At 70.0% G+C, this 23,215-nt stretch carries 23 protein-coding genes and 2 pseudogenes; 12 read left to right on the forward strand and 13 right to left on the reverse strand.

Going from position 1 to position 23,215, the window contains the following annotated elements; all coding sequences use genetic code 11:
* Nucleotides 1-21: 21 nt before the first annotated feature.
* Nucleotides 22-2,412 carry a beta-glucosidase family protein gene (locus tag HD596_RS40895; RefSeq protein WP_313046300.1) on the forward strand — a complete coding sequence of 797 codons (2,391 nt, stop codon included), beginning with the start codon at nt 22-24 and terminating at the stop codon, nt 2,410-2,412.
* Between the two features lie 18 nt (nt 2,413-2,430).
* Entirely contained in the window at nt 2,431-3,201 is a 771-nt protein-coding gene (locus HD596_RS40900) for an SDR family NAD(P)-dependent oxidoreductase (protein WP_185074799.1), read from the forward strand.
* Nucleotides 3,202-3,309: 108 nt separating this feature from the next.
* Here the strand turns inward: HD596_RS40900 and HD596_RS65170 are convergent, their stop codons facing one another.
* Nucleotides 3,310-4,311, reverse strand: coding sequence for a LacI family DNA-binding transcriptional regulator (locus HD596_RS65170; RefSeq protein WP_185074800.1), 1,002 nt, complete (start codon nt 4,309-4,311; stop codon nt 3,310-3,312).
* 586 nt (nt 4,312-4,897) lie between these two features.
* Nucleotides 4,898-5,713 (reverse strand): SDR family oxidoreductase, encoded by an 816-nt coding sequence (locus tag HD596_RS40910; protein WP_185074801.1) that lies wholly within the window; start codon nt 5,711-5,713, stop codon nt 4,898-4,900.
* 135 nt (nt 5,714-5,848) lie between these two features.
* On the opposite strand from HD596_RS40910, the gene HD596_RS40915 reads away from it, so the two are divergent.
* Complete coding sequence (locus HD596_RS40915; protein ID WP_313047635.1) at nt 5,849-6,463, forward strand: TetR/AcrR family transcriptional regulator; 615 nt, start codon at nt 5,849-5,851, stop codon at nt 6,461-6,463.
* 29 nt (nt 6,464-6,492) lie between these two features.
* Nucleotides 6,493-6,942, forward strand: a complete 450-nt coding sequence (locus HD596_RS40920; protein WP_185074803.1) for a hypothetical protein — start codon at nt 6,493-6,495, stop codon at nt 6,940-6,942.
* 67 nt (nt 6,943-7,009) lie between these two features.
* Here the strand turns inward: HD596_RS40920 and HD596_RS40925 are convergent, their stop codons facing one another.
* The 4 genes from HD596_RS40925 to HD596_RS40940 all read right to left on the reverse strand — a co-directional run bounded on the left by HD596_RS40925 (nt 7,010) and on the right by HD596_RS40940 (nt 10,501).
* A complete protein-coding gene (locus HD596_RS40925) occupies nt 7,010-7,735 on the reverse strand; it encodes a cupin domain-containing protein (protein ID WP_185074804.1) in 726 nt (241 codons plus the stop codon).
* Nucleotides 7,732-8,640 (reverse strand): DUF6807 domain-containing protein, encoded by a 909-nt coding sequence (locus HD596_RS40930; RefSeq protein WP_185074805.1) that lies wholly within the window; start codon nt 8,638-8,640, stop codon nt 7,732-7,734. Before HD596_RS40930 ends, HD596_RS40925 begins: the two co-directional genes overlap by 4 nt.
* Entirely contained in the window at nt 8,633-9,766 is a 1,134-nt protein-coding gene (locus HD596_RS40935; RefSeq protein ID WP_185074806.1) for a Gfo/Idh/MocA family protein, read from the reverse strand. Before HD596_RS40935 ends, HD596_RS40930 begins: the two co-directional genes overlap by 8 nt.
* A gap of 435 nt (nt 9,767-10,201) precedes the next feature.
* Complete coding sequence (locus HD596_RS40940) at nt 10,202-10,501, reverse strand: 5'-nucleotidase C-terminal domain-containing protein (RefSeq protein WP_185074807.1); 300 nt, start codon at nt 10,499-10,501, stop codon at nt 10,202-10,204.
* A 284-nt stretch (nt 10,502-10,785) separates the two neighbouring features.
* Between HD596_RS40940 and HD596_RS40945 the strand changes: the two genes are divergently transcribed.
* The 5 genes and pseudogenes from HD596_RS40945 to HD596_RS40960 all read left to right on the forward strand — a co-directional run bounded on the left by HD596_RS40945 (nt 10,786) and on the right by HD596_RS40960 (nt 13,866).
* A complete protein-coding gene (locus HD596_RS40945; RefSeq protein ID WP_185074808.1) occupies nt 10,786-11,373 on the forward strand; it encodes a sugar O-acetyltransferase in 588 nt (195 codons plus the stop codon).
* Nucleotides 11,370-11,930: a TetR/AcrR family transcriptional regulator gene (locus HD596_RS40950; protein ID WP_185074809.1), complete on the forward strand. Its 561-nt coding sequence runs from the start codon at nt 11,370-11,372 to the stop codon at nt 11,928-11,930. The genes HD596_RS40945 and HD596_RS40950 overlap by 4 nt, the downstream gene beginning before the upstream one ends.
* Before the next feature lie 34 nt (nt 11,931-11,964).
* Complete coding sequence (locus HD596_RS40955; RefSeq protein ID WP_185074810.1) at nt 11,965-13,206, forward strand: MFS transporter; 1,242 nt, start codon at nt 11,965-11,967, stop codon at nt 13,204-13,206.
* A gap of 2 nt (nt 13,207-13,208) precedes the next feature.
* Nucleotides 13,209-13,343, forward strand: a pseudogene (locus tag HD596_RS65800) (transposase); the annotation flags it as partial.
* A gap of 214 nt (nt 13,344-13,557) precedes the next feature.
* Nucleotides 13,558-13,866 (forward strand): hypothetical protein, encoded by a 309-nt coding sequence (locus tag HD596_RS40960; protein WP_185074811.1) that lies wholly within the window; start codon nt 13,558-13,560, stop codon nt 13,864-13,866.
* Nucleotides 13,867-14,594: 728 nt separating this feature from the next.
* Here HD596_RS40960 and HD596_RS40965 read toward each other — a convergent pair.
* From HD596_RS40965 to HD596_RS40975, 3 genes are all read right to left on the reverse strand, one after another.
* Complete coding sequence (locus tag HD596_RS40965; protein WP_185074812.1) at nt 14,595-15,137, reverse strand: RICIN domain-containing protein; 543 nt, start codon at nt 15,135-15,137, stop codon at nt 14,595-14,597.
* A 168-nt stretch (nt 15,138-15,305) separates the two neighbouring features.
* A complete protein-coding gene (locus HD596_RS40970) occupies nt 15,306-15,485 on the reverse strand; it encodes a hypothetical protein (protein ID WP_185074813.1) in 180 nt (59 codons plus the stop codon).
* Nucleotides 15,486-16,210: 725 nt separating this feature from the next.
* Complete coding sequence (locus tag HD596_RS40975; protein ID WP_185074814.1) at nt 16,211-17,296, reverse strand: GRAS family protein; 1,086 nt, start codon at nt 17,294-17,296, stop codon at nt 16,211-16,213.
* Nucleotides 17,297-18,079: 783 nt separating this feature from the next.
* On the opposite strand from HD596_RS40975, the gene HD596_RS40980 reads away from it, so the two are divergent.
* The gene (locus tag HD596_RS40980; protein ID WP_185074815.1) at nt 18,080-18,493 is read left to right on the forward strand and encodes a hypothetical protein; all 414 of its coding nucleotides are present in this window, start codon (nt 18,080-18,082) and stop codon (nt 18,491-18,493) included.
* A gap of 372 nt (nt 18,494-18,865) precedes the next feature.
* A complete protein-coding gene (locus HD596_RS40985; RefSeq protein WP_185074816.1) occupies nt 18,866-19,810 on the forward strand; it encodes an acyltransferase domain-containing protein in 945 nt (314 codons plus the stop codon).
* On the opposite strand, the gene HD596_RS40990 is transcribed toward HD596_RS40985, so the two are convergent.
* Nucleotides 19,807-20,163, reverse strand: coding sequence for a DUF1800 domain-containing protein (locus HD596_RS40990; RefSeq protein ID WP_185074817.1), 357 nt, complete (start codon nt 20,161-20,163; stop codon nt 19,807-19,809). The genes HD596_RS40985 and HD596_RS40990 overlap by 4 nt on opposite strands.
* 205 nt (nt 20,164-20,368) lie before the next feature.
* Nucleotides 20,369-20,587, reverse strand: a pseudogene (locus tag HD596_RS65805) (cupin domain-containing protein); the annotation flags it as partial.
* Nucleotides 20,588-21,214: 627 nt separating this feature from the next.
* Here HD596_RS65805 and HD596_RS41000 point away from each other — a divergent pair.
* On the forward strand, nt 21,215-21,832 hold the full coding sequence (locus HD596_RS41000; RefSeq protein WP_185074818.1) for a hypothetical protein: 618 nt from the start codon (nt 21,215-21,217) through the stop codon (nt 21,830-21,832).
* 50 nt (nt 21,833-21,882) lie between these two features.
* Here HD596_RS41000 and HD596_RS41005 read toward each other — a convergent pair whose 3' ends face one another.
* Nucleotides 21,883-22,200 (reverse strand): antibiotic biosynthesis monooxygenase family protein, encoded by a 318-nt coding sequence (locus HD596_RS41005; RefSeq protein ID WP_185074819.1) that lies wholly within the window; start codon nt 22,198-22,200, stop codon nt 21,883-21,885.
* 54 nt (nt 22,201-22,254) lie between these two features.
* Complete coding sequence (locus HD596_RS41010) at nt 22,255-23,160, reverse strand: NADP-dependent oxidoreductase (protein ID WP_185074820.1); 906 nt, start codon at nt 23,158-23,160, stop codon at nt 22,255-22,257.
* Between the last annotated feature and the right edge of the window lie 55 nt (nt 23,161-23,215).

A 23,215-nucleotide genomic window follows, 5' to 3' on the forward strand; every position in this document is an offset into this window, starting at 1 on the left:
CCCTTCCAGAAAGGACTGCCTGTGCCCTCATCCGATGAGGCGGAGCTGTCGCGCCGCCTGGCCGCCATGACGTTGAAGGAGAAGGTCGCCCTGCTGACCGGGGCGGACGCCTGGACGCTGACCCCCGTGGCGTCGGCCGGGCTGGCCGCGCTGGCCCTGTCGGACGGCCCCGTCGGGCCGCGCGGCACCTCCTTCGGCGGCGACACCCCCGCCTCGCTGCTCTTCCCGAGCCCGACCTCGCTGGCCGCGGCGTGGGACGAGGAGGCCGCACGCGAGACCGGCCGGCTGATGGGCGCCCGAGCGCGGGAGATGGGCATCCACGTGCTGCTCGCGCCGACGGTCAACCTGCACCGCTCGCCGCTGGGCGGCCGCCACTTCGAGTGCTACTCCGAGGACCCGCTGCTCACCGCCCGCGTCGCCGTCGCCTTCATCCGGGGCGTGCAGTCGGCGGGCGTCGCGGCGACCGTCAAGCACTTCGTGGGCAACGACTCCGAGACCGAGCGGATGACGTACGACGCCCGCATCGGCGAGGCCACTCTGCGCGAGGTGTATCTGGCGCCGTTCGAAGCGGCGGTACGCGAGGCCGGCGTGTGGGCGGTGATGGCCGCCTACAACAGCGTCAACGGCCGGACCATGACCGAGAACCACCGCCTGCTCACCGACGTGCTGAAGGGCGAATGGGGCTTCGACGGCGTCGTGGTCTCCGACTGGACCGCCGCCCGCTCCACCGAGGCGACCGCCCTGGCCGGGCTCGACCTGGCCATGCCCGGTCCGGACGGGCCGTGGGGAGACGCGCTCGTCGCCGCCGTGGAGGACGGGCGCGTGCCGATGGCGGCCGTGGACGACAAGGTGCTGCGCATCCTGCGGCTCGCCGCACGTACCGGGGCACTCGACGGCGTCGCCGCGGTCCCGGCCCCCGCCGTACCGGACGACGTCCGCGACCGGTTGCGCGCGCTGGCGATCGGTGGCTCGGTGCTGCTGCGCAACGACGGCCTGCTGCCCCTGCGGGCCACCGAGCTGCGCCGGGTCGCGCTGATCGGACCGAACGCGGTCCGCTTCGCCGCGCAGGGCGGCGGCAGCGCGCACGTCACCCCCGAGCACGTGGTCACGCCGCTCGAAGGGCTGCGCCGGGTGCTCGGCGAAGAGGCCGAGATCACCGTCCACGCCGGCGTCTTCCCGCACGCCAAGCTGCTGCCCCTGCCCGCCGGCCTGGCCGCGGACCCCGAGACGGGGCAGCCGGGCGTTCGGCTGGAGTACCGTACGGCCGGCGGCGGCGTGGTGACGGCCGAGCACCGCGACCCCGCCACCTGGTGGTTCCCGATCGTCCTGGCCGAGGAGGTGACGGAGCTGGCGGTACGCGCCCGCCTCACCCTGACCGAGTCCGGCCTGCACCGGCTGTCGGTCCTGGGCACCGGACAGCACACCCTGCGCGTCCCCGGCCAGGACGACCAGGTCCACGAGCAGCTGCAGGACGGCGACGACATCGGCGCCCTGCTGCTCAGCCCGCCTTCGCACACCTTCGCCTTCACCGCCGACGCCGGTCAGGTGGATGTCGAGGTGCTGATCAGCCCGCAGCGCAACCTCCCCTACCCGGTCACCCTGGTAGGGCTCGGCTACGCCCCGCCGCGCGGCACCGACGAGGAGGAGCTGGCCGCCGCAGTCGAGGCCGCGCGTGCCGCCGACGTGGCGATCGTGCTGGTCGGCAGCGACGCCGACACCGAGACCGAGAGCCTCGACCGGGCCGGGCTGGCGTTGCCCGGCCGCCAGGACGAGCTGGTACGGCAGGTGTGCGCGGCCAACCCGCGCACGGTGGTCGTGGTCAACGCCGGGGCGCCCTGGCTGATGCCCTGGGCGCGGGAGCCCGGGGCGCTGCTGTGGTCGTGGTTCCCCGGCCAGGAGGGCGGCGCCGCCGTGGCCGACGTCCTGTTCGGCGCCGAGCCCGGGGGCCGCCTGCCCACCACCTTCCCCGCCACCGAGTCCGGCGTGCCGATCCTGTCCACCCAGCCGGTCGACGGGGTCCTGGACTACGCCGAAGGCGACCGCATCGGCTACCGCGCCTACCGTCCCGGCAGCGTGCTCTTCCCCTTCGGTCACGGCCTGTCGTACACGACCTGGGAGTATCTGCGAGCGGTCGTTGTGGACGGCGCCGTGGAGGTGACGGTACGCAACGCCGGCGACCGGCCGGGGCGCGAGGTCGTCCAGGCGTACCTGGACGAGGGCGGCGAGCTCCGCCTGGCCGGATTCGCCGCCCTCGAGGCGGCACCGGGCCAGAGCGTCACCGCCCGCATCGACCTCGCACCTCGGACGCTGTCCCGCTGGGCCGGGGACGGCTGGGCCCGCACCGACGGCCCGTACGTGCTGCGCATCGGCCGCTCCTCCGCCGACCTCCCCCTGACCTGCACCATCGACTGAGACAGGAACGAACACCCCATGATGCGACTCACCGACCGCCGCGTGCTGATCACCGGCGCCGCCTCCGGCATCGGCCAGGCCACCGCGCTGCGGCTGCTGTCCGAAGGCGCCCGCGTGGTGGCGGCCGACCTCGCCGAGGACGGTCTGAAGGAGACCTACGCGCTGGCCGGCCGGCAAGGCACCGCCGACCGGCTCACCACCCGCACCGTGGACATCGCCGACGAGGGCTCGGTTGGCGATCTGGTCCCGGCCGCGGTCGCCGAGCTGGGAGGGCTGGACGCCCTGGTCAACGCCGCGGCCATCCTGCGCGGCGCGCACACCCACGACTGCTCGCTGGAGCTGTGGAACCGGATCATCGGCGTCAACCTGACCGGCACCTTCCTCATGACCAGGGCCGCCCTGCCGGCCCTGCTGGAGTCCGGCCGGGGCGTCGTGGTGAACTTCAGCTCCACCGCGGCCTTCTTCGCCCACCCGTTCATGGCCGCCTACTCGGCCAGCAAGGGCGGCATCGCCTCCTTCACCCACAGCCTCGCCCTGGAGTACGCCAAGCAGGGGCTGCGCGCGGTCAACGTCGTGCCCGGCGGCATCAGCAGCGGGATCACCAACAACATCGGCTCGCTCGTGCCCGAGGACACCGACTGGAACCTCTTCCTCAAACTGACCGCCGCCATCGGCGACGGCCTGCCCGGCCCGGAGAACGTCGCCGGGGTGGTCGCCATGCTGGTCTCCGACGACGGCGCGTTCATCACCGGCACCGAGATCCGCGTCGACGGCGGCGCGCACATGTGAGCTGAACGATATGGCGCACGGTCACCCCTCGCGACGCAGGCCACCGCAGCGGTACAGCATGTCCTCGATCAGACCGCCGAGCCCCGGCCCTGGCGCGGTCTGCTCAGGTCAGGCCGACTCTCGTTCGACCACATGAACGGTGTCCGGGAGGAAGTCCAGTTCGGGGGACCCGCCCTCCAGCGCCGCCAGGAGAGCGCGCGCGATGCGGGCGCCCATCTCGCCGCTCTCCTGAGCGACCGTGGTCAGAGCCGGTACGGCGAAACGGGCCGCGGGGATGTCATCGGCGCCGATCACGGCCAGATCGCCCGGCGCCGCCAGGCCCAGCGTCCGCATCCCGGCCAGCAGGGCCAGAGCGACGTCATCGTTGTAGGCGCACACTGCCGTCACCGCGTCCCGCCAACTCGCGACCACGCCGGCCGCGTCCGCGGTCTCCATCGGCAGGGTGGACATGACCGGAGCCGGCAACCCGGCATCCGCACAGGCCTGCGCCGCGCCCTCGGCGCGCCCGCGGCCGAGCGCGGCCAGCCTCGGATCGTCCGGCAGAGCGCAGGCCAGCCGGGTATGGCCCTTACCGATCAGATACTCGGCCTGCAACCGTCCGATCCCTCTGATCCAGAAGCTGGTGCTCAGGTCGTGATCGGAGGGTTGCGACGGCGGAAGGACGGCGGAGATGCCCGCCCGGCGCATGCTCTCCCGTTCCTGAGGTGTGAACGGTCGCATGCCGAACACGGCCGCCGGCGTGAGCGCGCTCCACAGCCGTGCCAGCCCGTCGTCCTCGCCCGCGTGAACGTGCGTGACCAGGGTGAGGCCGGCCTCTCCCAGCACCTGCGCGGCCCGGTCGATCAGGTCGGCCATGGTGTGCCCCTGCGGCCAGTCGGGCAGCACGAACACCGCGACGTCGCTGCGGCCACTGCGCAGAGTGCGGGCGGGGGCGTACGGCGTGTAGCCCAGCCTTGCCGCGACTTCGAGCACCCGCTCGCGGGTGGCCTGGGGGATCGACTGGTTGGGCGTGTTGTTCAGGACGAAGCTGACGGTGGCGCGCGACAGACCGGCCTCTCGCGCCACGTCCACGCTGGTGACGCGGCGCGTGGTCTTCTTGTTGTCCGACACCCCGTGCCCCCTGGCCGATCGTCGACATCTGCTGCTGGTGCGGATGTCAAACCGATGTTAACGTGCGCAAGGATCTAAATTACACGTGTTAGTGTCCCGAGCCGCAAGACGGAGCTACGCCTGTCGCCCCGTTCGGCGACGCGTCGCAGGCGAGGTTCGTCCTGCCACGCCGGTACGCCGCGGGCATGGGCGGTGTCCGCGGATTGCTGATCGCCGCGTCTGCCCCAGAAGCCGCCCGGTTCGGCGGCGCCATCGCCCTGGCCGACCCAGCGCCGCACCTTCCACCCGGCGCCCGCCAGGCTCTCGTCTCGTGGCCGCGAGCCTCCGAGGTGCGCCGTCATCGGCAACCGAACCAGGCGTACATCCGTCCACCACCGGCAGGGCGTCTGCCGGCGGTGCTTCCCGACAGCTTTCCGGCCGACCGGCCGGCGTGCTGACCACGGCGTCGGTCCGCTCGCTGGAATGTTGCGAGGAGAGTTCCCTCAAGAAAAGCAACGGGGGTAAGCGGTGGCGTGCCTGACGGATCGCGAGCTCCTGGCGTGGCAGGGCGGGCGTTGGGGCCTCGCCACGGCCGTGCGGACAGGGGTCAGCCCTGCGCGGCAAGGGAGACGTGCTCCCAGTCGGCCCAGGTCCGCAGGCGCTGGTCGTACAGGGTCTTCACCAGTTGGGTGGGCTGCTCGCCGAAGAGCACCCGCAGTGGCGGGTTGTCGGCGTCGACGATCGTCAGGAGGGCGGACCCGGCGGCGGCGGGGTCGCCGGGGTTGCCGGCGCCTCTTCGGGCGGCCATGGCGGCCCTGATGCCGTCGTAGGCGGGGTCGGGTTCGGCGTGGACGGCGGAGGAGCCGGCCCAGTCGGTGCTGAAGCCGCCGGGTTCGACGAGGGTGACCTTGATCCCGAAGCCGGCGACTTCCTGGGCCAGGGATTCGGTGAGCCCTTCGAGGGCCCACTTGGAAGCGTGGTAGCCGCCGAGGTTGGGGAAGGCGCCGATGCCGCCGATCGTGGAGATCTGGATGATGTGCCCGGAGCCTTGCACGCGCAGGTGGGGCAGGACCGCCTGGGTGACCCAGACGGCGCCGAAGAAGTTGGTCTCCATCTGGTCGCGCAGACGCTGCTCGTCCAGTTCTTCGACGGCGCCGAACAGGCCGTAGCCGGCGTTGTTCACAACGACGTCGATCCGGCCGAAGTGGCCGTGCGCCGCCCCGACGGCCTTGGTGACGGCACTCTTGTCGGTCACGTCGAGCGGCAGAGGAAGAACGAGGTCGCCGAACCGCGCCACGAGGTCGTCGAGCGCCTGGACGTCGCGGGCCGTCGCCGCCACTTGGTCGCCTCGCTGGAGGGCGGCCTCGGCGAACGACCGGCCCAGCCCGCGGGATGCGCCGGTGATGAACCAGATCTTGCCCATGTGTGTCTCCTCAGAAGAGCTGGTCGGCGAGGGGCAGGGGGCTCCTGCCTGCCTACGCATGCCACCCTAACGCGATAATTAGACTAAGTACAACTATAGACGGAGTATAGTGCGGTATAGACTGGTTCTGTGACTGTGGACTCACCCGACTCGCCCGACTCTCCCCGGGCGCCGCATGGGCTGCGTGAGCGCAAGAAGTGGCGCGCGCGCCGCGCCATCCGGGAGGCGGCGTTGCGGCTGTTCGTCGAGCACGGCTACGAGTCGGTGACTGTCGAGCAGATCGCCGCGGCCGCGGAGGTGTCACGGGCCACGTTCTTCAACTACTTCGCCGGCAAGGAAGCCACGATCACCGAGCCGGACCCTGACGAGATCGCCGCCTGGGCGGAGATCCGTGCGCGCCGTCCTGCCGATGAGCCCCTGTGGCCGGCTCTCACCGCGGTGGTTCTTGAGAGCTTCCGGTCCAGTGAACGATCACTGGTGGCCCAGAAGCGCATCAAGGCTGCCTCGCCGGCCTTGGCGGGCACCTTCAGCCGCTCGAGCCAGTGGATCGCGCGAGACCTGCGCGAGTGGGTCGACCAGCGGACCCCGGCAGAACAACGTCCCTGGGCCCGCCTGCAGCTCAACGTCGCCATGGCGGCCTTGGCGACCGCCTACGAGGAGTGGCAGGCCGACCAGCCCTTCGAGCGGTTCGTGGACACCGCGCGCGCCTACCTTCAGCGACTCGCGGAGGGCATTCATCCGTCCGGCTGACAGCTCGCGGGACTGCCGCCGGGAGGGCCGTGGGCGCCCTTTGTCCCTGGCACCTCTGGAGATCGACGTCGCTGCCCATCGTCGTCACGGGCGGGGTCCTCGGCGAGGTCAGCGTGTTCGGCTGGGGCGATGAGGAGCTGGGACGCTTCGCCACCCCGGCGCTGTCCACGGTGGCCATGGCCAGGCTCATCGCGAAGGTACGCGGCGAGCCCGCGCCGGAGCCTGCCGCACGGTCGATCAACCCCGGTCATCGTTCGAGAGACGGTCGGCCCGCCACCCCCGGCGGCCCGAAGGCCCCGCCCGAGTACGTCTGGGACGGCGACGGCAACAGCCACGTCTGGACGGCCAAGGCCGCGCAGGAGTACGGCGTCGAGCGCTTCTTCGCCGTCCCCTGGAGTCCGACGCGAACGCCTCGCTCCGTCTTGGGCGGGGCGGTGACGTTCCCGTCACGCGCCCCGACGACGATCGTCCTGCGCTGAGCCGGGATCGCTCGTGCCGAGCCGCCGGGTACGCGACCCGGCAACTCGGTTCGGTCCTGCCGCCGGATCAGGACGAGGGCAGCGGCGTCCAGGTACGCAGCCGCCCGCACATGCCGAAGGCGCGCGGCTCCGGTCCGGAGGTGGTCCTTACCACGGTGGCCTGCCCGAGGTGGGCGGGATCGCCGCTCGCAATGGCCACGAGCTGCTCGCGGGTGCGTTCGGTCTCGGCCGCGACGGTCTTGTCCCACAGCTCCTTCCAGGACGCGGCCCGAGGCCGGACGATCGCCGCCGCGAGCCGATGGAAGTCCGCCAGCGCCTGCTCGCCACGCTCCTCCACGGCCTCCAGGAGCTGCCGGAACCCGGTGATCGCCAGGTCCCGCCGGGCCCGCGCGGCCGCCGCCCGTTCGTCCTCGGACCCCTGCGCCGGCAGCGTGGCGGCGGCGAGGTAGGCGTCACGGTCGCGCAGGACGTCGGTGGGGAAGGTGAGTACGGCGTCGCCGGCCTCGGGCAGCCCCGCGTTCTGCATGATCACGACCAGCCGCAGGTCCTCCTCGTTGACCAGGCGATGGATCGTACCGGGGGAGAACCACAGCACCGTGCCTGCTTCGAGCCGGTCCCGGGCGAAGCCCGCGGCGCTGAGGGTGTGCACCTCCCCGCGGCCCGCGGTCACGACGTACGCCTCGGTCGAGACCGTGTGCAGGTGGGGTGTGCCGCCGTGCACGCCGTCCGCGCACTCCCAGTCGTAGACCGCCAGGTCGCTGATCGACGTGCCGCCCGGGAACAGCGGAGTCACAGCGCGAACTCCGCGCCGAGCTCGTCCAGCTCCGCCCGGTCGCACATGTGGTCGATGAAGACGTAGCGGTGCGCGAGTTCGAGGGTGTCGCCGTCGGCCAGCGCGATCTCCTCGTCGAAGGCGGGGGAGGGGCTGATCACGGCGAACGCCTCCCTGCGGACGAACCACTTGATCGGCACCGACGCGCTGGAGTGTCCGGCGATGGCCAGTACGGTGCCGCCGCCGTCGAGCTCGTCGTGCTGCCCGACCATGGCCAGCCAGGGCGCCTCGGCGCCCATCATCTCCTCGCCGCCCTTCCCGCCGGCGGCGATGATCGTCCCGCCTGTCCAGGACCGGGGGCCGCGCCAGAAGTAGCCCGCGTACCCGGCCATCGGCCTGCCGTGCGTGGTGGGGCTGCCGAAGTCGAGCGTGGCGCCGCGGACGTTGCGCAGCTGCGTGGTGAAGTCCAGGGCCCAGATGCCGCGCTCGGCGTCCACGCCGTGGAAGACCTGGCGGCGCTGCTCGGTGATCCAGTGCTCGCCCTGTGCCGAGACCCAGTGCAGGCTCTCCGCGACCGTCACCCGCTCTCCGTCGGAGGAGAGCTCGGTGAAGTCGATGTGGTTCATGTGGCCGAGGTTGTCCTCCCAGTGGTAGTTCTTCTCCACCGAGAACGTGGGGCCGCCCCAGAAGTTCTGCCCGGACAGGTGGGCCCAGGTCATCTGCAGGCCCTTGTGCCAGCGGTGGTCGTGCGGCCGGTAGACCGACATGGGCGCGCCGGACAGGCTGCGGATGGGGTGGAGGTACGGCTTGGGCGCCTCGGAGTCGGGCGCCTCCGGGTGGTAGACGTACTGCGCGATGTCCACGTCGCCGGCGGTGACGATCAGGGACCTGTCCGCGTCGCGGACGCTGAGCTTCGTTTCAGGCATGGGTGTTCTCCTTGTGCCGCAGGCGGCTGAGGGCGGTCGGCAGGTCGCCGCCGTTGAGCGAGTGGTAGAAGGGGTTGGTCTCGTCGAGCTCGGCTCGGGTGACGGGACGGCTCGTGATGGCCGACTGGTACATGGCGGTGATCAGCTCCATGACGCGCCTTCCGTCGGCGCCGCTGGCCGGGGGCCGCTCGCCGGCCTTCATGGCGGCCAGCAGGGTGGCGAGCTGGGCACGGTGCGAGCTGGAGGTGTTCTCGGCCGGCGCCCAGCCGGCGATTCTGTCCTGGTCGGTGACATGCGGGGCGGGTGTCCAGCGCCAGTTCGAGTTGTCGTAGCCGTACAGGTGCTCGACCTCGACGGTGGCGTCGGTGAAGTCGAAGCGCAGGTAGCTCGTCTCGCGGGGAGACAGCACGCTGTTGACGACCGAGGCGATGGCGCCCGAGGCGAAGCGGACGATCGCGAACGACACGTCCTCGGTCTCGACCCGGCGGCCGAGCGTCGCCGCCACGGCGTGCACCTCGTGCCAGTCGCCGAGCAGGCTGAGCAGGAGATCCATCTGGTGGATGCCATGGCCCATGGTCGGGCCGCCGCCCTCGGTCTCCCACTTGCCACGCCACGGCACCTCGAAGTAGTCGTGGCCGCGGTACCACAGCGTGTTGCACACGGCGACGAGCGGCGCACCCAGCTCGCCGTCGCCGATGTGCTGCCGGAGGCGCTGCGCCGCGCCGCCGAAGCGGTGCTGGAAGACGTAACCGGCGTACGGGCCGCCGTCCTTCTCGTGGGCGGCGATCTCGTCGTACTCGGCCAGAGACAGTGTCGGCGGCTTCTCGCACCAGACCCACGCGCCGGCATCGAGCGCGGCTATCACGGCCTCGCGATGGGCGACCGGTGGCGTGGCGACGACCACGAGGTCAGGGCTCTCCGCCGCCAGCATCTCGGTCACATCGGTGTGGCGGCCCGGGATGTCGTAGGCGTCGGCCAGCTCGTGCGCGCGGGCGGAGTCGACGTCGCACACGGCGACGACCCGTACCGAGTCGCCTGCCGCGGCCAGGGCGGGCAGGTGACAGGCTTTCGCGATGCCGCCGGTGCCGACGACGGCGACGCGAAACGGGGGCGAGGACGCAGGCATGCGGAACTCCCTTGGACGACCCAAAGAGTGATCGATCACTTTTGCCTGGTTAACTTATTTTCGATCGCCATTCGGGTCAACCCTGGCTGCGTCCATCCCCGGAGAATGTGACGTGGCTCTCCTCGCGGGTCAGGAGGTGACGCGAAGGACCAGGCTGGCGATCTCGGTACGGCCACTCTTGCGGCCTTGCCCTTCGTAGAGGGTGAGCGAGAACGGCTGGATGGCTGCGGCTCGGCTGCGCCGTCGTCGCTGACTGACCTGAAGTCGCCGGTGTAGTTGACCGCCGGGATGTCCCGGCCGCCGGTGGTGTGTGCCGGAGACTCCCGACGGAGATCGTCAAGGGAGTTCAACGGGCCGCATAGGCCCATGGCTTGAGCGGGGTCCGTCCCCTCGACCGCCGGGTCACGGGACCGGCGGGCCGAGGGTGACACGACCTCAGAGCGCGGTCACCCGGTCGAGCGCGGGAGGAGCGACCGTCTCGCTGGCCTGGAGGTAGGCGCGGAAGGCCTCGTAGTCGCGCGAGCCCCGCACCGGGTCGGTGAAGCCGCTCAGCGCGCCGAATCCGTCGGCGCCGATCAGGGTGTACGCGAGCGCGGCCACGCGGTAGGTCCGCCCGGCGTCCAGGGGAGTACCGCCGATCAGCACCTTGGAGGGGAGGACCCGGTCGCCCACCGGCCGCGAGGCGTCATAGGCGTACCGGACGTTGGCGGAGACCGCCAGCGGGCTGAACCGCACCGTGCCGTCGGCCTGCGTCTGCCTGCTTTGCTTCGTTTTACCTACACTTGCTCTCGCTTTTACTGATCGGCCGGCATTAGATCAGCGCCGAATGACGGCTGGCGAGCCGGTTGTGGCCGGGCAAGTGAAGAGCCGGGAAAGCGGGATGGCGGACGGGCGCGGTCAGCTCGGCCGGTAGATGGCATCTCCGCCGGGCGTGGGAAGGTCCGGTCTCCATCGAGCACGGCATCCGCAGGCTTACACCGATATGTACATGCGTACATCCGATGTGTACGCTCGTACGTATGGTGTCTGACTTCGACGGCCGCTCGATGCGCGAGCGGATGCTCGCCGGTGACCTGTACATCGCCGACGATCCCGAGCTGGCCGAGCACATGCTGCGCGCGGCCGACCTGATGGAGGCGTTCAACGCGACATCGGCCCGCGATCCGCGGGAGCGGCGCCGACTGCTCACCGAACTGCTGGGCGCGATCGGCGAGGGCACGGAGATCCGGCCGCCGCTGCGGGTCGACTACGGCAGCCACCTCCGCATCGGCGCGCGGTCGTTCGCCAACTTCGGCCTCGTCGCCCTGGACGTCGCACCGATCGTCATCGGCGACGACGTGCAGATCGGGTCGTACGTGCAGCTCATGACGCCGACACACCCGGTCGACCCGGAGCTGCGCCGGGCGAAGTGGGAGGCCGCCGAGCCGATCACCATCGGCGACAACGTATGGCTGGGCAGCGGGGCGATCGTCCTGGGCGGCGTCACGATCGGGGAGAACACCGTGGTCGGCGCCGGCGCGGTGGTCACCCGGGATCTGCCCGCGAACGTCGTGGCGGTGGGCAACCCAGCCCGCGTGATCCGTACGATCGAGCCCGGCACGCCGTGAGCGGCCCCGCCACCCCGCGGCGGCCGCGCCGGCACGACCCCGGGCGGCGGGACCGGCTGATCGACGCCGCGCTCACCGTCATCGCCGAGCGCGGCGTCGCCGGGACGACGCACCGGGAGATCGCCCGCGCCGCGGACGTGCCGCTGGGCTCGATGACGTACCACTTCACGTCCCTGGACGAGGTGCTCGCCGAGGCGTTCACCCGGCACGCCGACTCGGTGGCCCGCGTCTTCGACGAGCGCCTGAGCGCCGCGAAGGACCGTGACGCGGCGGTCGAGGCCGTCATCACGCTGGTCTCGGACGACCTGCTCGGCTCGCAGCACGACCTCGTTCTCACCGTGGAGCTGTACGTGGCCGCGGCGCGCAACCCGGCCCTGCGGGCCGTCACCCAGGCCTGGATGGCGCGCAGCCGCCAGGCGCTGGAACGCCACTTCGACGCCACCACCGCCCGCGAGCTCGACGCGCTCATCGAAGGGCTCGTGCTGCACAGCGCCCTGTCGACCGACCCGATGACGTCCGAGCAGATCCGCCACGCCATCCACCGGTACCTGCGCTGATCCCGTCCCCTGCGCCTACATCTTGGAAAGCCTCATGTCCGCTGCCGCCGCACCCCTCACCGCGCCCACCCGTCAGGCCCGCCTGGCCCGCGCCGCCGTCGCCGCGCTGTTCCTCACCAACGGCGCCGTGTTCTTCAACATCGTCCCGCGCTACCCGCAGATCAAGGCCGACCTCGGCGTGAGCAACGTCGTCTTCGGCACCGCGCTGGCCGGCACCCCGATCGGCGCACTGCTGGCGGGGCTGCTGGCCGGCGCCGCCATCCGCCGGTTCGGCTCCGCACGCGTGGCGTCGTTGGGGATCGTGCTGACCACTGTCGTGCCGCTGGCCATCCCCTTCGCGCCGAACTGGATCGCGTTCGGCCTCGCGCTGTTCGTCATCGGTGCGCTGGACGCAATCGTCGATGTCGCGCAGAACGCCCACGGCTTGCGGGTCCAACGGCTCTACCAGCGCTCCATCCTCAATTCACTGCACGGCGTGTGGAGCATCGGCGCGGTCCTGGGCGGTTTGATGGGCTCGGCCGCCGCCGGCCTCCGCATTCCCCTTGCGGTCCATCTGAGCATCTCCGCTGCGCTGTTGAGCATCGTCGCCCTCGTCGCCTACCGGTTCCTGCTGCCAGGCCCCGAAGACGCCGAACGCCCCGCCGAAGCCCAGGACCTCGCCGCAGCGGACGGGCGCCCGGCCGCCCCACCGGCCCACGGGCGGTGGCGCTCGTTCACCGGCTCGGCCGTACGGATGCTCGCCGCGCTCGGTGTGCTGGCCGCCTGCGGCGCGCTGGTCGAGGACGCCGGCGCGTCCTGGGGCGCCCTCTACCTGAGCGGAGATCTGCGCACCGATGCCGCCGCCGCCGGTCTGGCCGTCGTGGCCCTGCAGGTCGCCATGACCGTCGGCCGCCTCACCGGGGACCGCGTCGTGGACCGCTTCGGCCAGCGCACCGTCGTACGTGCCGGAGGAGCCCTCGCCGCCATCGGCATGGGCGCCGCCGTCGCCATGCCCAGCGTGGGCACCGCCCTGGCGGGCTTCGCCCTGGCCGGGCTGGGAGTCGCCACCCTCGTCCCCGCCGCCATGCACACCGCCGACGAACTGCCCGGCCTGCCCTCCGGTACGGGCCTGACCATCGTGAGCTGGCTGCTGCGTGGAGGATTCCTGCTGTCCCCGCCCCTGGTCGGGTTCGTCGCCGACCTCACCAGTCTGCGCTTCGGCCTGCTCTCCGTCGTGCTCGCCGGCGTCATCACCGTCGTCCTCGCTCGGGTCCTGGTGAACCGCACCCGCGCCTAGAGCTGTTTCTTCTGGAGCGTCACGGCGAGTGGGAACGGCTCGAACCGTTGCTGTCCGAAGGTGGCCGGCGGGGCGGGCGGTGGAATGACCACCGCACCACGATCAACGGCGTGTCGTACCGGGCTCGCACCGGGCTGAAAGCTGCACCGCAGGACCGGCAAGACCACCATCGTCACGATCTACGCCGTCACCAGCCTGCCACCGGGACGGATCATCCACGCCCAACGCGTTGATTCGGGACTGGTAGAAGCCGGACCCGATCCCGAAAATCTTGGCTCGCATCCGGCCGCAGGCCATCTGTGATCTTGATAGGGCACGCTAGGCCGGTAATCGAAGAGTCGGGAGGAAGCAGTGGGGTGGCGCGTCGCAGTCCTGGCTGGGGTGGCTCTGGCCGCAGTTCCCACGATTACAGCGGCGGCTCCGGTCGGAGTGTCCTGCCTGATGTCGGCGTCATACACGGACAAGCTGATCGAGGCCTGGATCGCTGAGAATGCACCAGCGACGGTGCAACAGCCTGTCCCTGAGATCACCGCGACGTTCTCTCCCTACATGGACGTAAAGGCGATGGAGGGGCCGCCGCCCATAGGGGAGGAGAGCGTTACGACAGAAGAGTTGGCGCTCTACGTGGTGGCACTGAAGGGGTGCAACATCGATACGTGATCAGGAGCGTCGATCGGGCCGTCGAGGAGATCGAGTTGTCCCCCCAGCAGCTGCGTCAGGTCGCCGCGGAATTGGTCAGGCTCGCGGAGCTGGCCGGGGCCGACTGGCAGACGGCAGCGTCTTATGTCCAGGAACCACAAGCCGTTCGCGCGCCTACTCAGCTTTCGGTGAGAGTCCGCCACGCTCGACCTCGACGTGATCAGGTTGTGAACGCGCGCCAGGGCTGCCCGGGGCTAACCGTTACAGGTCCTTCTGGGACCTTGCAATGGACGAGCTGCCCTGGTCCTGGTTGTCCTTTGCTTTGAACGTACGAATCGAGAAGTCCCACTCGGTGCTCGCGGCCCCCTCCGCGTGGGCGCGAACGGACGAGTCGATGAGAGTTTCTTCCTGAGCACGCTGGTGGTTCTCTGCAGCGGTCTTCCGGCCGCGGTCGCCCCCATCGGCCGCGCCCCGGTCGGGGTGCAGGCCTCTCGTACGGAACGGCCGGACGAGGACAAGACTTTGAACGATGCCCCAAACCGGTCCCGATCAACATGACGTCCCGCAGGTCAGCGCCCCGTCTCTGCCGCATGCTGTTCGTGCTGCCGGTGTAGTTGGCGCGCTTGCTGGGTCATCCACAGCAGAAACACGGCGATCGCCCGGCCACGCACACGCCAGATATCGGCCAAGCCCGTCCTCGACCGGCGCTCATCACCGTGCCGCACCGCGGCATAGGTCCGGAAAGGGGCTCAGCCGTAGTAGTCGCGGATTTCCCAGAAGCGGGAGGGGTGGGTGTCGCAGGTGTACTGGACGGCCTCGAGGTTGTTCTGGGTGCTGACGCCGCCGGCGATCGTGAGGCATTTGCCGGTCTGGACGTTCCGGAACTGGATGTGTTGGCCGGCCTGACTGCCAAGCGCCCAGTAGCGCGAGGGGTGAGTGTCGCAGGTGTACTGGAGGGCGACGACGTTGTTCTCGGTACTGACGCCGCCGGCGATGGTGAGGCATTTGCCGGTCTGGCGGTTCTTGATCTGCAGGTACGCGCTGGAGTAGCCCCAGATGTCCCACCGGCGGGAGGGGTGACTGTCGCAGGTGTACTGGACGGCGTGGACGTTGTTGTCGGTGCTGACGCCGCCGGCGATGGTCAGGCACTTGCCGGTCTGCCAGTTCACGAGCTGGACGTTCGACGCGGCCCAGACGGCCGTGGATGACTGCGCGGCGGATGCCGGGGCGGTCGCGCCGAGAGCCAGGAGGGGAGCGATGACGGCTGCCGCGTGAAGGATGTGTGACTTCATGTGACCCAGCGTGCGGGCGTGGGGTCAGCATGGCTTGAGTACCTCATACTCAATTTGTGCAACGCTGACCACGGCCACGAGCCGCCGTCTGCCTGCTGTCGGACGAGCGGCTACGAAGACGGAACGCCCTCCGTCCGGCCAGACAGGGGGACAACGGGCCGCCGCGCCTCACACCGGGCGTTTGCCACCCGATTCGCCGTCGGCCGGCACCATGGCTCCTTGCGGTGATGGTTCTTGCGGCTTGCGGATCACGGTATCCGCATGCACAGGAGTGATGCCCAGCGCCAGCATGGCGACCAGGCCGGCGGCCGAAGCGGCGGCACGGCGAATCCAGGTACGGGTCTTCATGCGGCTCTCCCGGGCGGTCAATGATCACGACAGTACCGTTCACCAGCATCAGGGCTACATCCGGGTCCGTCCACCCCAGAACGGCCGAGTGGCCACAAGCGGACAGGCCCTCGCACCCGCAGACGTTCACGCCGGCTACGAGGTCGTGTCGGTCTTGGCCCAAGAGATCAAGACCGGGATCCGATGTGGCGCACGGTGCTCCGGTGTGGTGATACGCGCCCGGCCCGTTACCGGCACGCGCGATGCGTCCGCGACGATGGGGGAGGGTCTTTCGGCGGCTGGCTCCGCTGCGGACGGGTTACGTCTGGCGGCGAACGCGTCCCTCACGTAGGCATGGTTGATCCATTGACGCGACACGACCACAGAGTTGCGATCGCGGCATCAACCTGGCCCGCACAAGCAGCGGAGCGATCCAAATAACCCGCAGACAGGACTCCCACCGTTATCTGCCCGGCGGCAGGCCCTCGCACCCCGCTACGGCGGCATCAAAAAGGTCCACCTCGAACACATCGCCTCCGCCATCACGGTCAATTTGATCCGTCTGGACGCCTGGTGGAACGGCCACCCCCTGGAACGGAAACGCATCAGCCACCTGGCCCGACTCGAACCAACCCTGACCGCCTGAAACGAGTTGACCAGCAGGGTCCTACAGGCGTCTCGGCACATCGCTTCCGGAATGGCCGCGCAGCGCGGACAGTCACCGCCCGGAGCCCCGCGGTCGCCGGCTACGTCCGCGCAGGCACCGCGTACATGACGGCGACGAGCGACTCGCCCTCGAACCCGATGCGCACGCTGTCCGGATCCTGACGGATGGCGGCGGGAGTAGCGGCTTCCGGTACCGCGGACGGGGGCACCGGCATCGGGTGGAACCCGGCCTCACGCAGCCGGGCTAGCCAGGTGGCGGTCGGCTCGTGACGTTCGTAGCGTTCCTTGTCGTCGGCTGTGCCGATGATGTCGGCCACCTCGCGGCGGAAGAACAGCTTCATCGCGTTGCGGTCGGCGGCCGCCACCTCCAGCGCGTCTATCAGCCGGAAGACGGCGTGGAAGTGCTCCCACGAGTTGTGGAACCGCTCGGGGAGCGCCACCCGATGATGGTCGGAGTCCGGCTCGCACAGCACCACGACGTCCGGCTCGGCCGCGCGCAATCTCTCGAAGAACGTGTTCCGCTCGTCCACGCCGGACGGACTGTCCCGAAGGTGGTGCAGCGCGAACGCGGCGTTCATGACCAGCGGACGTGGCGCGCGGCGTACCAGGTCCCAGTCCTCGTCGGTCATGTGTTCGGCGAGCCGGGGCACTCCGTGGAAGTCCAGCGTGACACCGGTGTCGCGGATGTCTTGTTCGGCCTGGCGAAGGCTGGCGGCCGCAGGGTCCACCCCGATGACCCTCAGCCGTCCGGGTGCCTGGTCGCGGTCCGCGAGCGTCCGCAGCACCGCCGCCTCCTGGCCGCCTGAGCCGATCCCCACCGACAGCATGGTGGCCTCGTCCTGACCGGCGAGGTGTTCGGCGAGGAGCGCGCCGCCAATGCGACCTGCCAGATTCACGATCGGCAGGTGTGTGGCCACCAGGTCGAACAGCTGGATCTGTGGACGCTCGAAGCTGCGGAGATAGAGATTGTGCCGCTCGTCTTGGTACGTTCCATGCCGGGCGGCCAGCGCGTCGTGATAGAGCAGATAGAGGAAGTCGTCGCCGCCTGCCTTCTCGGGGTTGATCACACTGCGGAGCTTTTCCAGCCAGCGCCCCGCCGTGTCGACGCGGCCCGCGTCCGTCTCCTCCACGGCACGACACAGCAGGTCGAATGCATGGGAATTCACGTTCAGGCCTTCCTTCGACGTCGGTGATGATCGAGGATGCCGCGAGGCCCTTGGAATCAACTTGGGCCGCGCTTGGTGGTCACCGAATGGACAAACGACGCGCCTGCGCGACGACGTCGGCGTGGCTGCCGGGCACCGGTCTCGCCCTCCAGGCTCGTCAGCGGGACCGACACCGTCGCAACGCCATCTGGCAGTACTGGTCGGGGGATAGCGCCGCATCCGGTCCGAACTGCCACGTACGGTACCGGCGGCACTTGGAGCGTCTCGGCTGTGCCGCCGGTACCAGCTGGCCGGCCTTTTCCCCCGGTTCACTACGGCGGTGTCTTCGCCGAACCCCTGATGGCAGACGAAGGGCTTCGGGTCGACGACCGTCGCCACCTGGTCGTCACGTGAGTACAGGCGCACGAACCCTGGCGCGGCGGACGCGGGAACAAGGAATCTACATTGTAAAGGCGTCGGGTACAGACAAAATCATCCCCGATAACAAAGGAAACGGGCTCCGCCCTTCTATCCCCAAAAACAAGAACCGGCGAAGTAGACCCTTGGCCCGTTTCCGTGGTTGCTGGATCGTGGTGAACCGATATCGGGAGCCGGCTTGAGAGAATTCGCCGGGTGCTCTTGGCGCGTTGCGGCGGGTCACGTTGAAGAGGTGGTGCGGTGTTAGAGGGTGTGGACGACGTGCCGTGAGGGCGGCTCGGGTACTGGTCTGGTGGGCCGGACTCGGTGCCCGGTCTGTTGCGGGAGATCGCGGCAGCGCCGTCGGGTAGGTCGGATGAGTCTCCGGTGTGGCGGCTGCGGCATGGGTTGTTCGGGGGTGTCGGGTCCCGCGAGGTGTTCGGTGCGGCCCCGTACCTGGTGCCGTACCTGTTGGAGCTGGCGAGGATCGCGCGGCGGCCCCATCGGGGGCTGGTCATGGGCCTGATGGTCGACATCGCGGTGGCCGAGCCGTACCGTGACCGGTTCCGGGATCCCGCTGCCGGGCCCGAGCCTGATCATGCGGCGTTGGCGCGGGCAGCCATGGTGAGGCACTGCGCGATCATTGCTTCGGTCAGGGGTACGGGCGCCGCCGTGGCGGGGGAGGCGGTGTGTACGGGGTCGTTGTGTTCGGTGGGCAGGTTGTCGGGGTGGTCGGTCAGATCGATGCCGATGTCGTTCTGCGCGATCTTGATCTCCGGTGGGGCGGCGGGCGAACACTGATGAGCTTGTGTGGAGCAGCCTGTGCGCCGGACTCTTTACGCCGATCATGGCTCACCGGGGGGCCGGGTTCGGCTCGCTGGAGTGGCCTCGAGTTCGGCATTTCACCGATCAAGGGCTCGATCTTCGTCCAGGCCGAGCCGCAGCGGCGGCGCCGCCGTGCTGCGCGAGCGCGGTGAGTGCGATTCTCGCCGCTCCACTGTCCGTCCCGTCTCGTCCGGGATGAGGCAGTCTCATGAGGTGAGGCATCCTGTCGGCGTCTCACTGACTCGGGATAGCTCGCGGTCCTCTCGAGCCGAGGAGAGCAAAACAGGACATGAGGTAGATCCCTTGACTCTTCTCCGTGGCGTTGCTGGTGATCGTAAAATCGTGCGCGTGGACCTGGAGGACACCGCTGCCCGGCTCGGGGTACCCGTTGAGGACGTCGACCGCGTGCACCGGCTTGCCGGCGACCGGCCGTCGGCTCCGCTGCCGGCCAAGGCCGACGCGCCCGCGATTCTCGACCGGCTCGCGGTGCGGCCGGACGACGCCGCCGAGATCATGGCGGGCTGGCCCGATCCCGGCTCTCCGTTGTGGACGCCGGAGCTGCGTTGGCTGCTCGACCGTTCGATCGCCCTGGTCCGCGCCGATCTCGGGGGTCACGGCTGGCTGTCACCCGGTCCGGAGCTGCCGCGCGAGCGGGGCCCTGCCTGGCGGCATCTCTACGTGTACGCGTACCTGGCCCTGGTCGACGTCGTCATGGGGTATCACCGCGACCATGGCATTGCCGATGCGGTGTCTTGGGTGACCCTGGCGGATCTGGGCCGCAATCTCGCGGTCGATCGGCGGATGCGTCGTGAGGGTTGGCCGGTGATGCAGAGCTGGCTGACGCTGCATGCGCGTGGTGGCATTTACGAGCTGGGCCGGCTGCAGCATCAACGTGGCGGCACCACCATCGGCCTGCACATCCCCGAGTCGGGGCCGATGACCCCGGAGGCGGTGGCGGCGTCGCTGGACGAGGCCCGTGCGTTCTTCCCTCGCCACTTTCCCGACGAGCGCTACACCGAGTTCTCCTGCAGCTCGTGGCTGCTCGATCCGCAGCTACTGGAGTACCTGCCTGAGGACTCCAACATTGTCCGGTTCCAGCGGAGGTTCGAGCTGGAGCCCTATGAGGAGCCGGAAGGGCAGGATGCCGACGTTGAGGTGCTGCGGTTCGTGTTTCGCACCCTGACCACGCCGCTCGACCAGTTGCCGCGCCGCACTGTGCTGCAGCGCGCGATCGTCGACCACTTGAAGGCCGGCCGACACTGGCGTATCCGCCGGGGCCGCTTCCCGATTTAGGCCGGCTCGGCCAGTCCTGCGCGGGCGAAGGAGTGCATGCGATCGACCAGGGGCCGCAGCTCTTCGGTGGTGGTGTCGCCGTGGTGGGCTTCGGGCGTCGTGTACAGCTCGCGTAGGCCGCCCACGAGTGTGTACGCGGTCAGCCGTGGGGCCAGCGTGTCGGGCGGCAGGCCGGTGTCCTTGCCGATGGCGGTGGCGATCAGGCGTTCGAGCTCGTAGTGGCTCGCGCGGCCGCGGAGGTCTTCGTCCTCGGCTGTCAGGGTGGCGTGCTTGGTGCGCAGGGACCAGATCTCGCCCGGCTCGTGGCCCTGCTCGGCGTCGTGTTCGCCGAGGGTGCGGATGGTGTCGCGCATCCATGCGCCGACGGCGTCGATGGCGGTGCCGGGCCGGGTCCGGAGGCGGGTGCGGAGGCGGGTGCGGAGGCGGGCGGTCAGCGACTCCGGGGCGAATGGGTCGGTCGAAGTGGGCGGTGGAAGGCCTGTCGGAGTCGCTGCGCAAGGAGGTCGCGCTCATGGAGTGCGCGGTGCTCTGGGGGATCCACACCGTGCAGCCGGGGGTGGCCAGGTGCACGGTGTCGTTGACGAAGACCTCCCATTCACCCTCGATGATGTGGAACAGTTCGCTCTCGCCGGCGTGCCGGTGTACCGGCGCCTGCCACCCGTACGGCACGTCGCACTGGAAGAATGACAGCACGCCGCGGGTGTCGGCCGCCTTGGCCCGGAAGGTGATGAGTGCGCCGGCGAACCAGGTCATGGTTCCGTCGTCGGGGCCCAGCATGTAGCCGTCCGGTTTCGCGCCCGGACCGGCGCGCCGCCGTGCGGTGCGGGGTAGTCATCTGTGTGGTCGAAGGACATCGAGGGTGCCTCCCGTGGCTGAGGTGCAGTTCCCGACGGTGTTCTTTGGGGTCTGTGCGGACATGATCGGCGTCTTTCAGCTCGGCGTCCGGCGCAGGCCGGCCTGGTCCAGGTAGGTCTCGATGTCGCAGGAGCTTACGGATCCCGCCGCCCTCCCTGGCGTCGATCCAGACCAGGCCCGCCGCCACTGGAAGGCCTTGCTCAACGAACCGTTCAACCTGTTCCAGGAGGTCTTCAACGACCGGACGGAATGGGAAGATGCCCTGTACTCCGCCGTGAAATATTGGCTCTCCACGTGGCCAGGCTCGGCCCCCGGGTGTCTCCCAGGCAGCTTCTGCGGACCTTGAAAGAAATGTACGAGCGCGGCCTGGACCGGCAACTCCTGACGGCCCACGATCAGGCATCCGATGAGTCCGACGAGTCCGAGGACACCGGGGTCGTCCCTGCGCCCTACGACGGCGCTCGCAAGCTCTTCGAGATATCGGGACGGCCCGCTGTACGACGATCGGATGAACAAGCGCGCAGCAGAAGCGGAAACGAAGGAGCAGCAGTGACCGGTGACCCGGTGGCCATCGCTGAGGCCGTACGCGGCAGGCTGCGCAGCAAACTCGACCTGTCCAGGGGCTGGGTGACCGCCGCCGGGCACGGCGGCCTGAACGCCGTCCATCGCCGCGACGCCGGGCGTGACCCCCTGCCCGAGCAGGCCGGCGCCGAACCGCTGGCCTGGGCGCTGGCCCATCTGCGTGACGCCGGCGAATGCCTGGGCACCCTGAACGGTCTCCCGGACGCCGGCGCCTCCGCGCCCGTCAGGAGGGTGAGCGCGGCGGTGCCGCAGGCCGTCACCGCGCTGAGCCAGGCGTACGATTCCTGCCAGGACCTCGCCACGTCACCGCCGCAGAGCGACGCCAGGACCAAGCGGCACGCCGACGTCAGCCGGCGACTGGGCTCCGTCATCGGGACCCTGGAGGATCTGCAGCTCGAATGCGAGGACCTGCGCGCGAACTTCGACCCTTCCGCGCGCCCAGCAGAACAACGCCGGGCGCGCCACGACAGCCGACAGCCGACAGCCGGCAGCCGGCAGCCGGCAGCCGGCAGCCGGCAGTGCGGCGAACGGTCGGGGTCGTGCGCGGATTGCCGCCCCCGCCGTGACCACACTCGGGGCAAGTGAGCCGGGTCCGCATCTCGGCCGGAAGCGATAGCTGGTCAGCGCATCACTTGTTACGGTGCGGATTGCTGTTGGCCGGGGTTGACCTCGACGCAGACCTCGAAGAGGCCGGGGTGCGCCGTCACGCCGGGCACGCGCTGACCGGCGGGGATGAAGTCGCGGAGGGCGGCATGGTAGGCGTCGATGCTCTCCCACAGCGCGACGTTGACGTAGCGGAAAGTGGTGTCCTTCAGGCCGGTGTTGCGATGTAGGCGTGTCTGGAGGAAGCCCGGCGCGGTGGCGTAGTGGTCAATGGTGCTGCGCCAGGTCCGCAGGAACTCCTCCTCTTTGTCGGGCGCGACGATGAAGCTGTTGATGAGGGTGATGGTCATGTCATGCTCCGTGGTGGGTGCGGGTGGTGAGCCCATGGTGTGGTGCATGGGGGATCAGGGCACGGTGACGATGACTCGGCCGCGGACGTGCCCGGTTGCGTTCGCTGCCTGTGCTGCTCCGGCTTGGGCGAGCGGGAAGGTTCGCGCGACCGGGAGGGTGAACCGGCCGGCCGTGGCCAGGCGTGCGCCTTCGCGCAGGGCGCGGGTCTTGTCCCGGCCGAAGCCGGTGGATACCCGGGCACCGTGCTCGGGCGCGCTGAAGTCGCTGATGGACACCACCCGGTCAGGATCGCCGGTCAGTTCGATCAGCTCGGGGATGATTCCGGAGCCGGCGATGTCCACGGCGGCGTCGACGCCGGCCGGGGCGAGCGCGCGGATCCGGGCGACCAGTCCAGGACCGTAGGTGGTGGGAGCGGCGCCCAGTGAGGCGAGATAGTCCTGGTTCGACGGGCCGGCGACACCGATCACGATGGCGCCCCGGTCGACGGCGAACTGGACGGCGGCTGATCCGACGCCGCCGCTGGCTCCGTTGACGAGTACGGTGTGCCCGCTGCGGACTCCGGCCTCGTCGAGGACGCGCAGGGCAGTCTCCAACGGGGTCGCGAAGCCGGCCGCTTCCTCGAAGGACACCCTGTCCGGCTTGGGCGCCCATGAGGTGAGCACGGCGTGCTCCGCGTACGTCTCGGCGCCGGAGCCGAACACCGCGTCGCCGGCCCGGACGTCGGTGACGCCATCGCCGACCTCGTCGACGATCCCAGCGGCGTCGCCACCGACCCCGGCCGGCAGTCGCAGTGGACGGACCTCGCGTAGCAGGCCCTGCCTGACCTTCCATTCCAGGCCATTGACCCCGGCGGCGCGTACGGCGATCCGGATCTGTCCCGGCCCCGCATGCGGGGTGTCGATGTCGACCAGCTCAAGCACTTCCGGCCCGCCGTACCGCGTGAACCGCACAGCCTTCATGGTTGCTCCTGACGTGGTTTCCGATCACTGTTCGCCTGACGCCCCGCACGGCCAC

Source organism: Nonomuraea jabiensis, assembly GCF_014204795.1.
GTDB lineage: Bacteria > Actinomycetota > Actinomycetes > Streptosporangiales > Streptosporangiaceae > Nonomuraea > Nonomuraea jabiensis.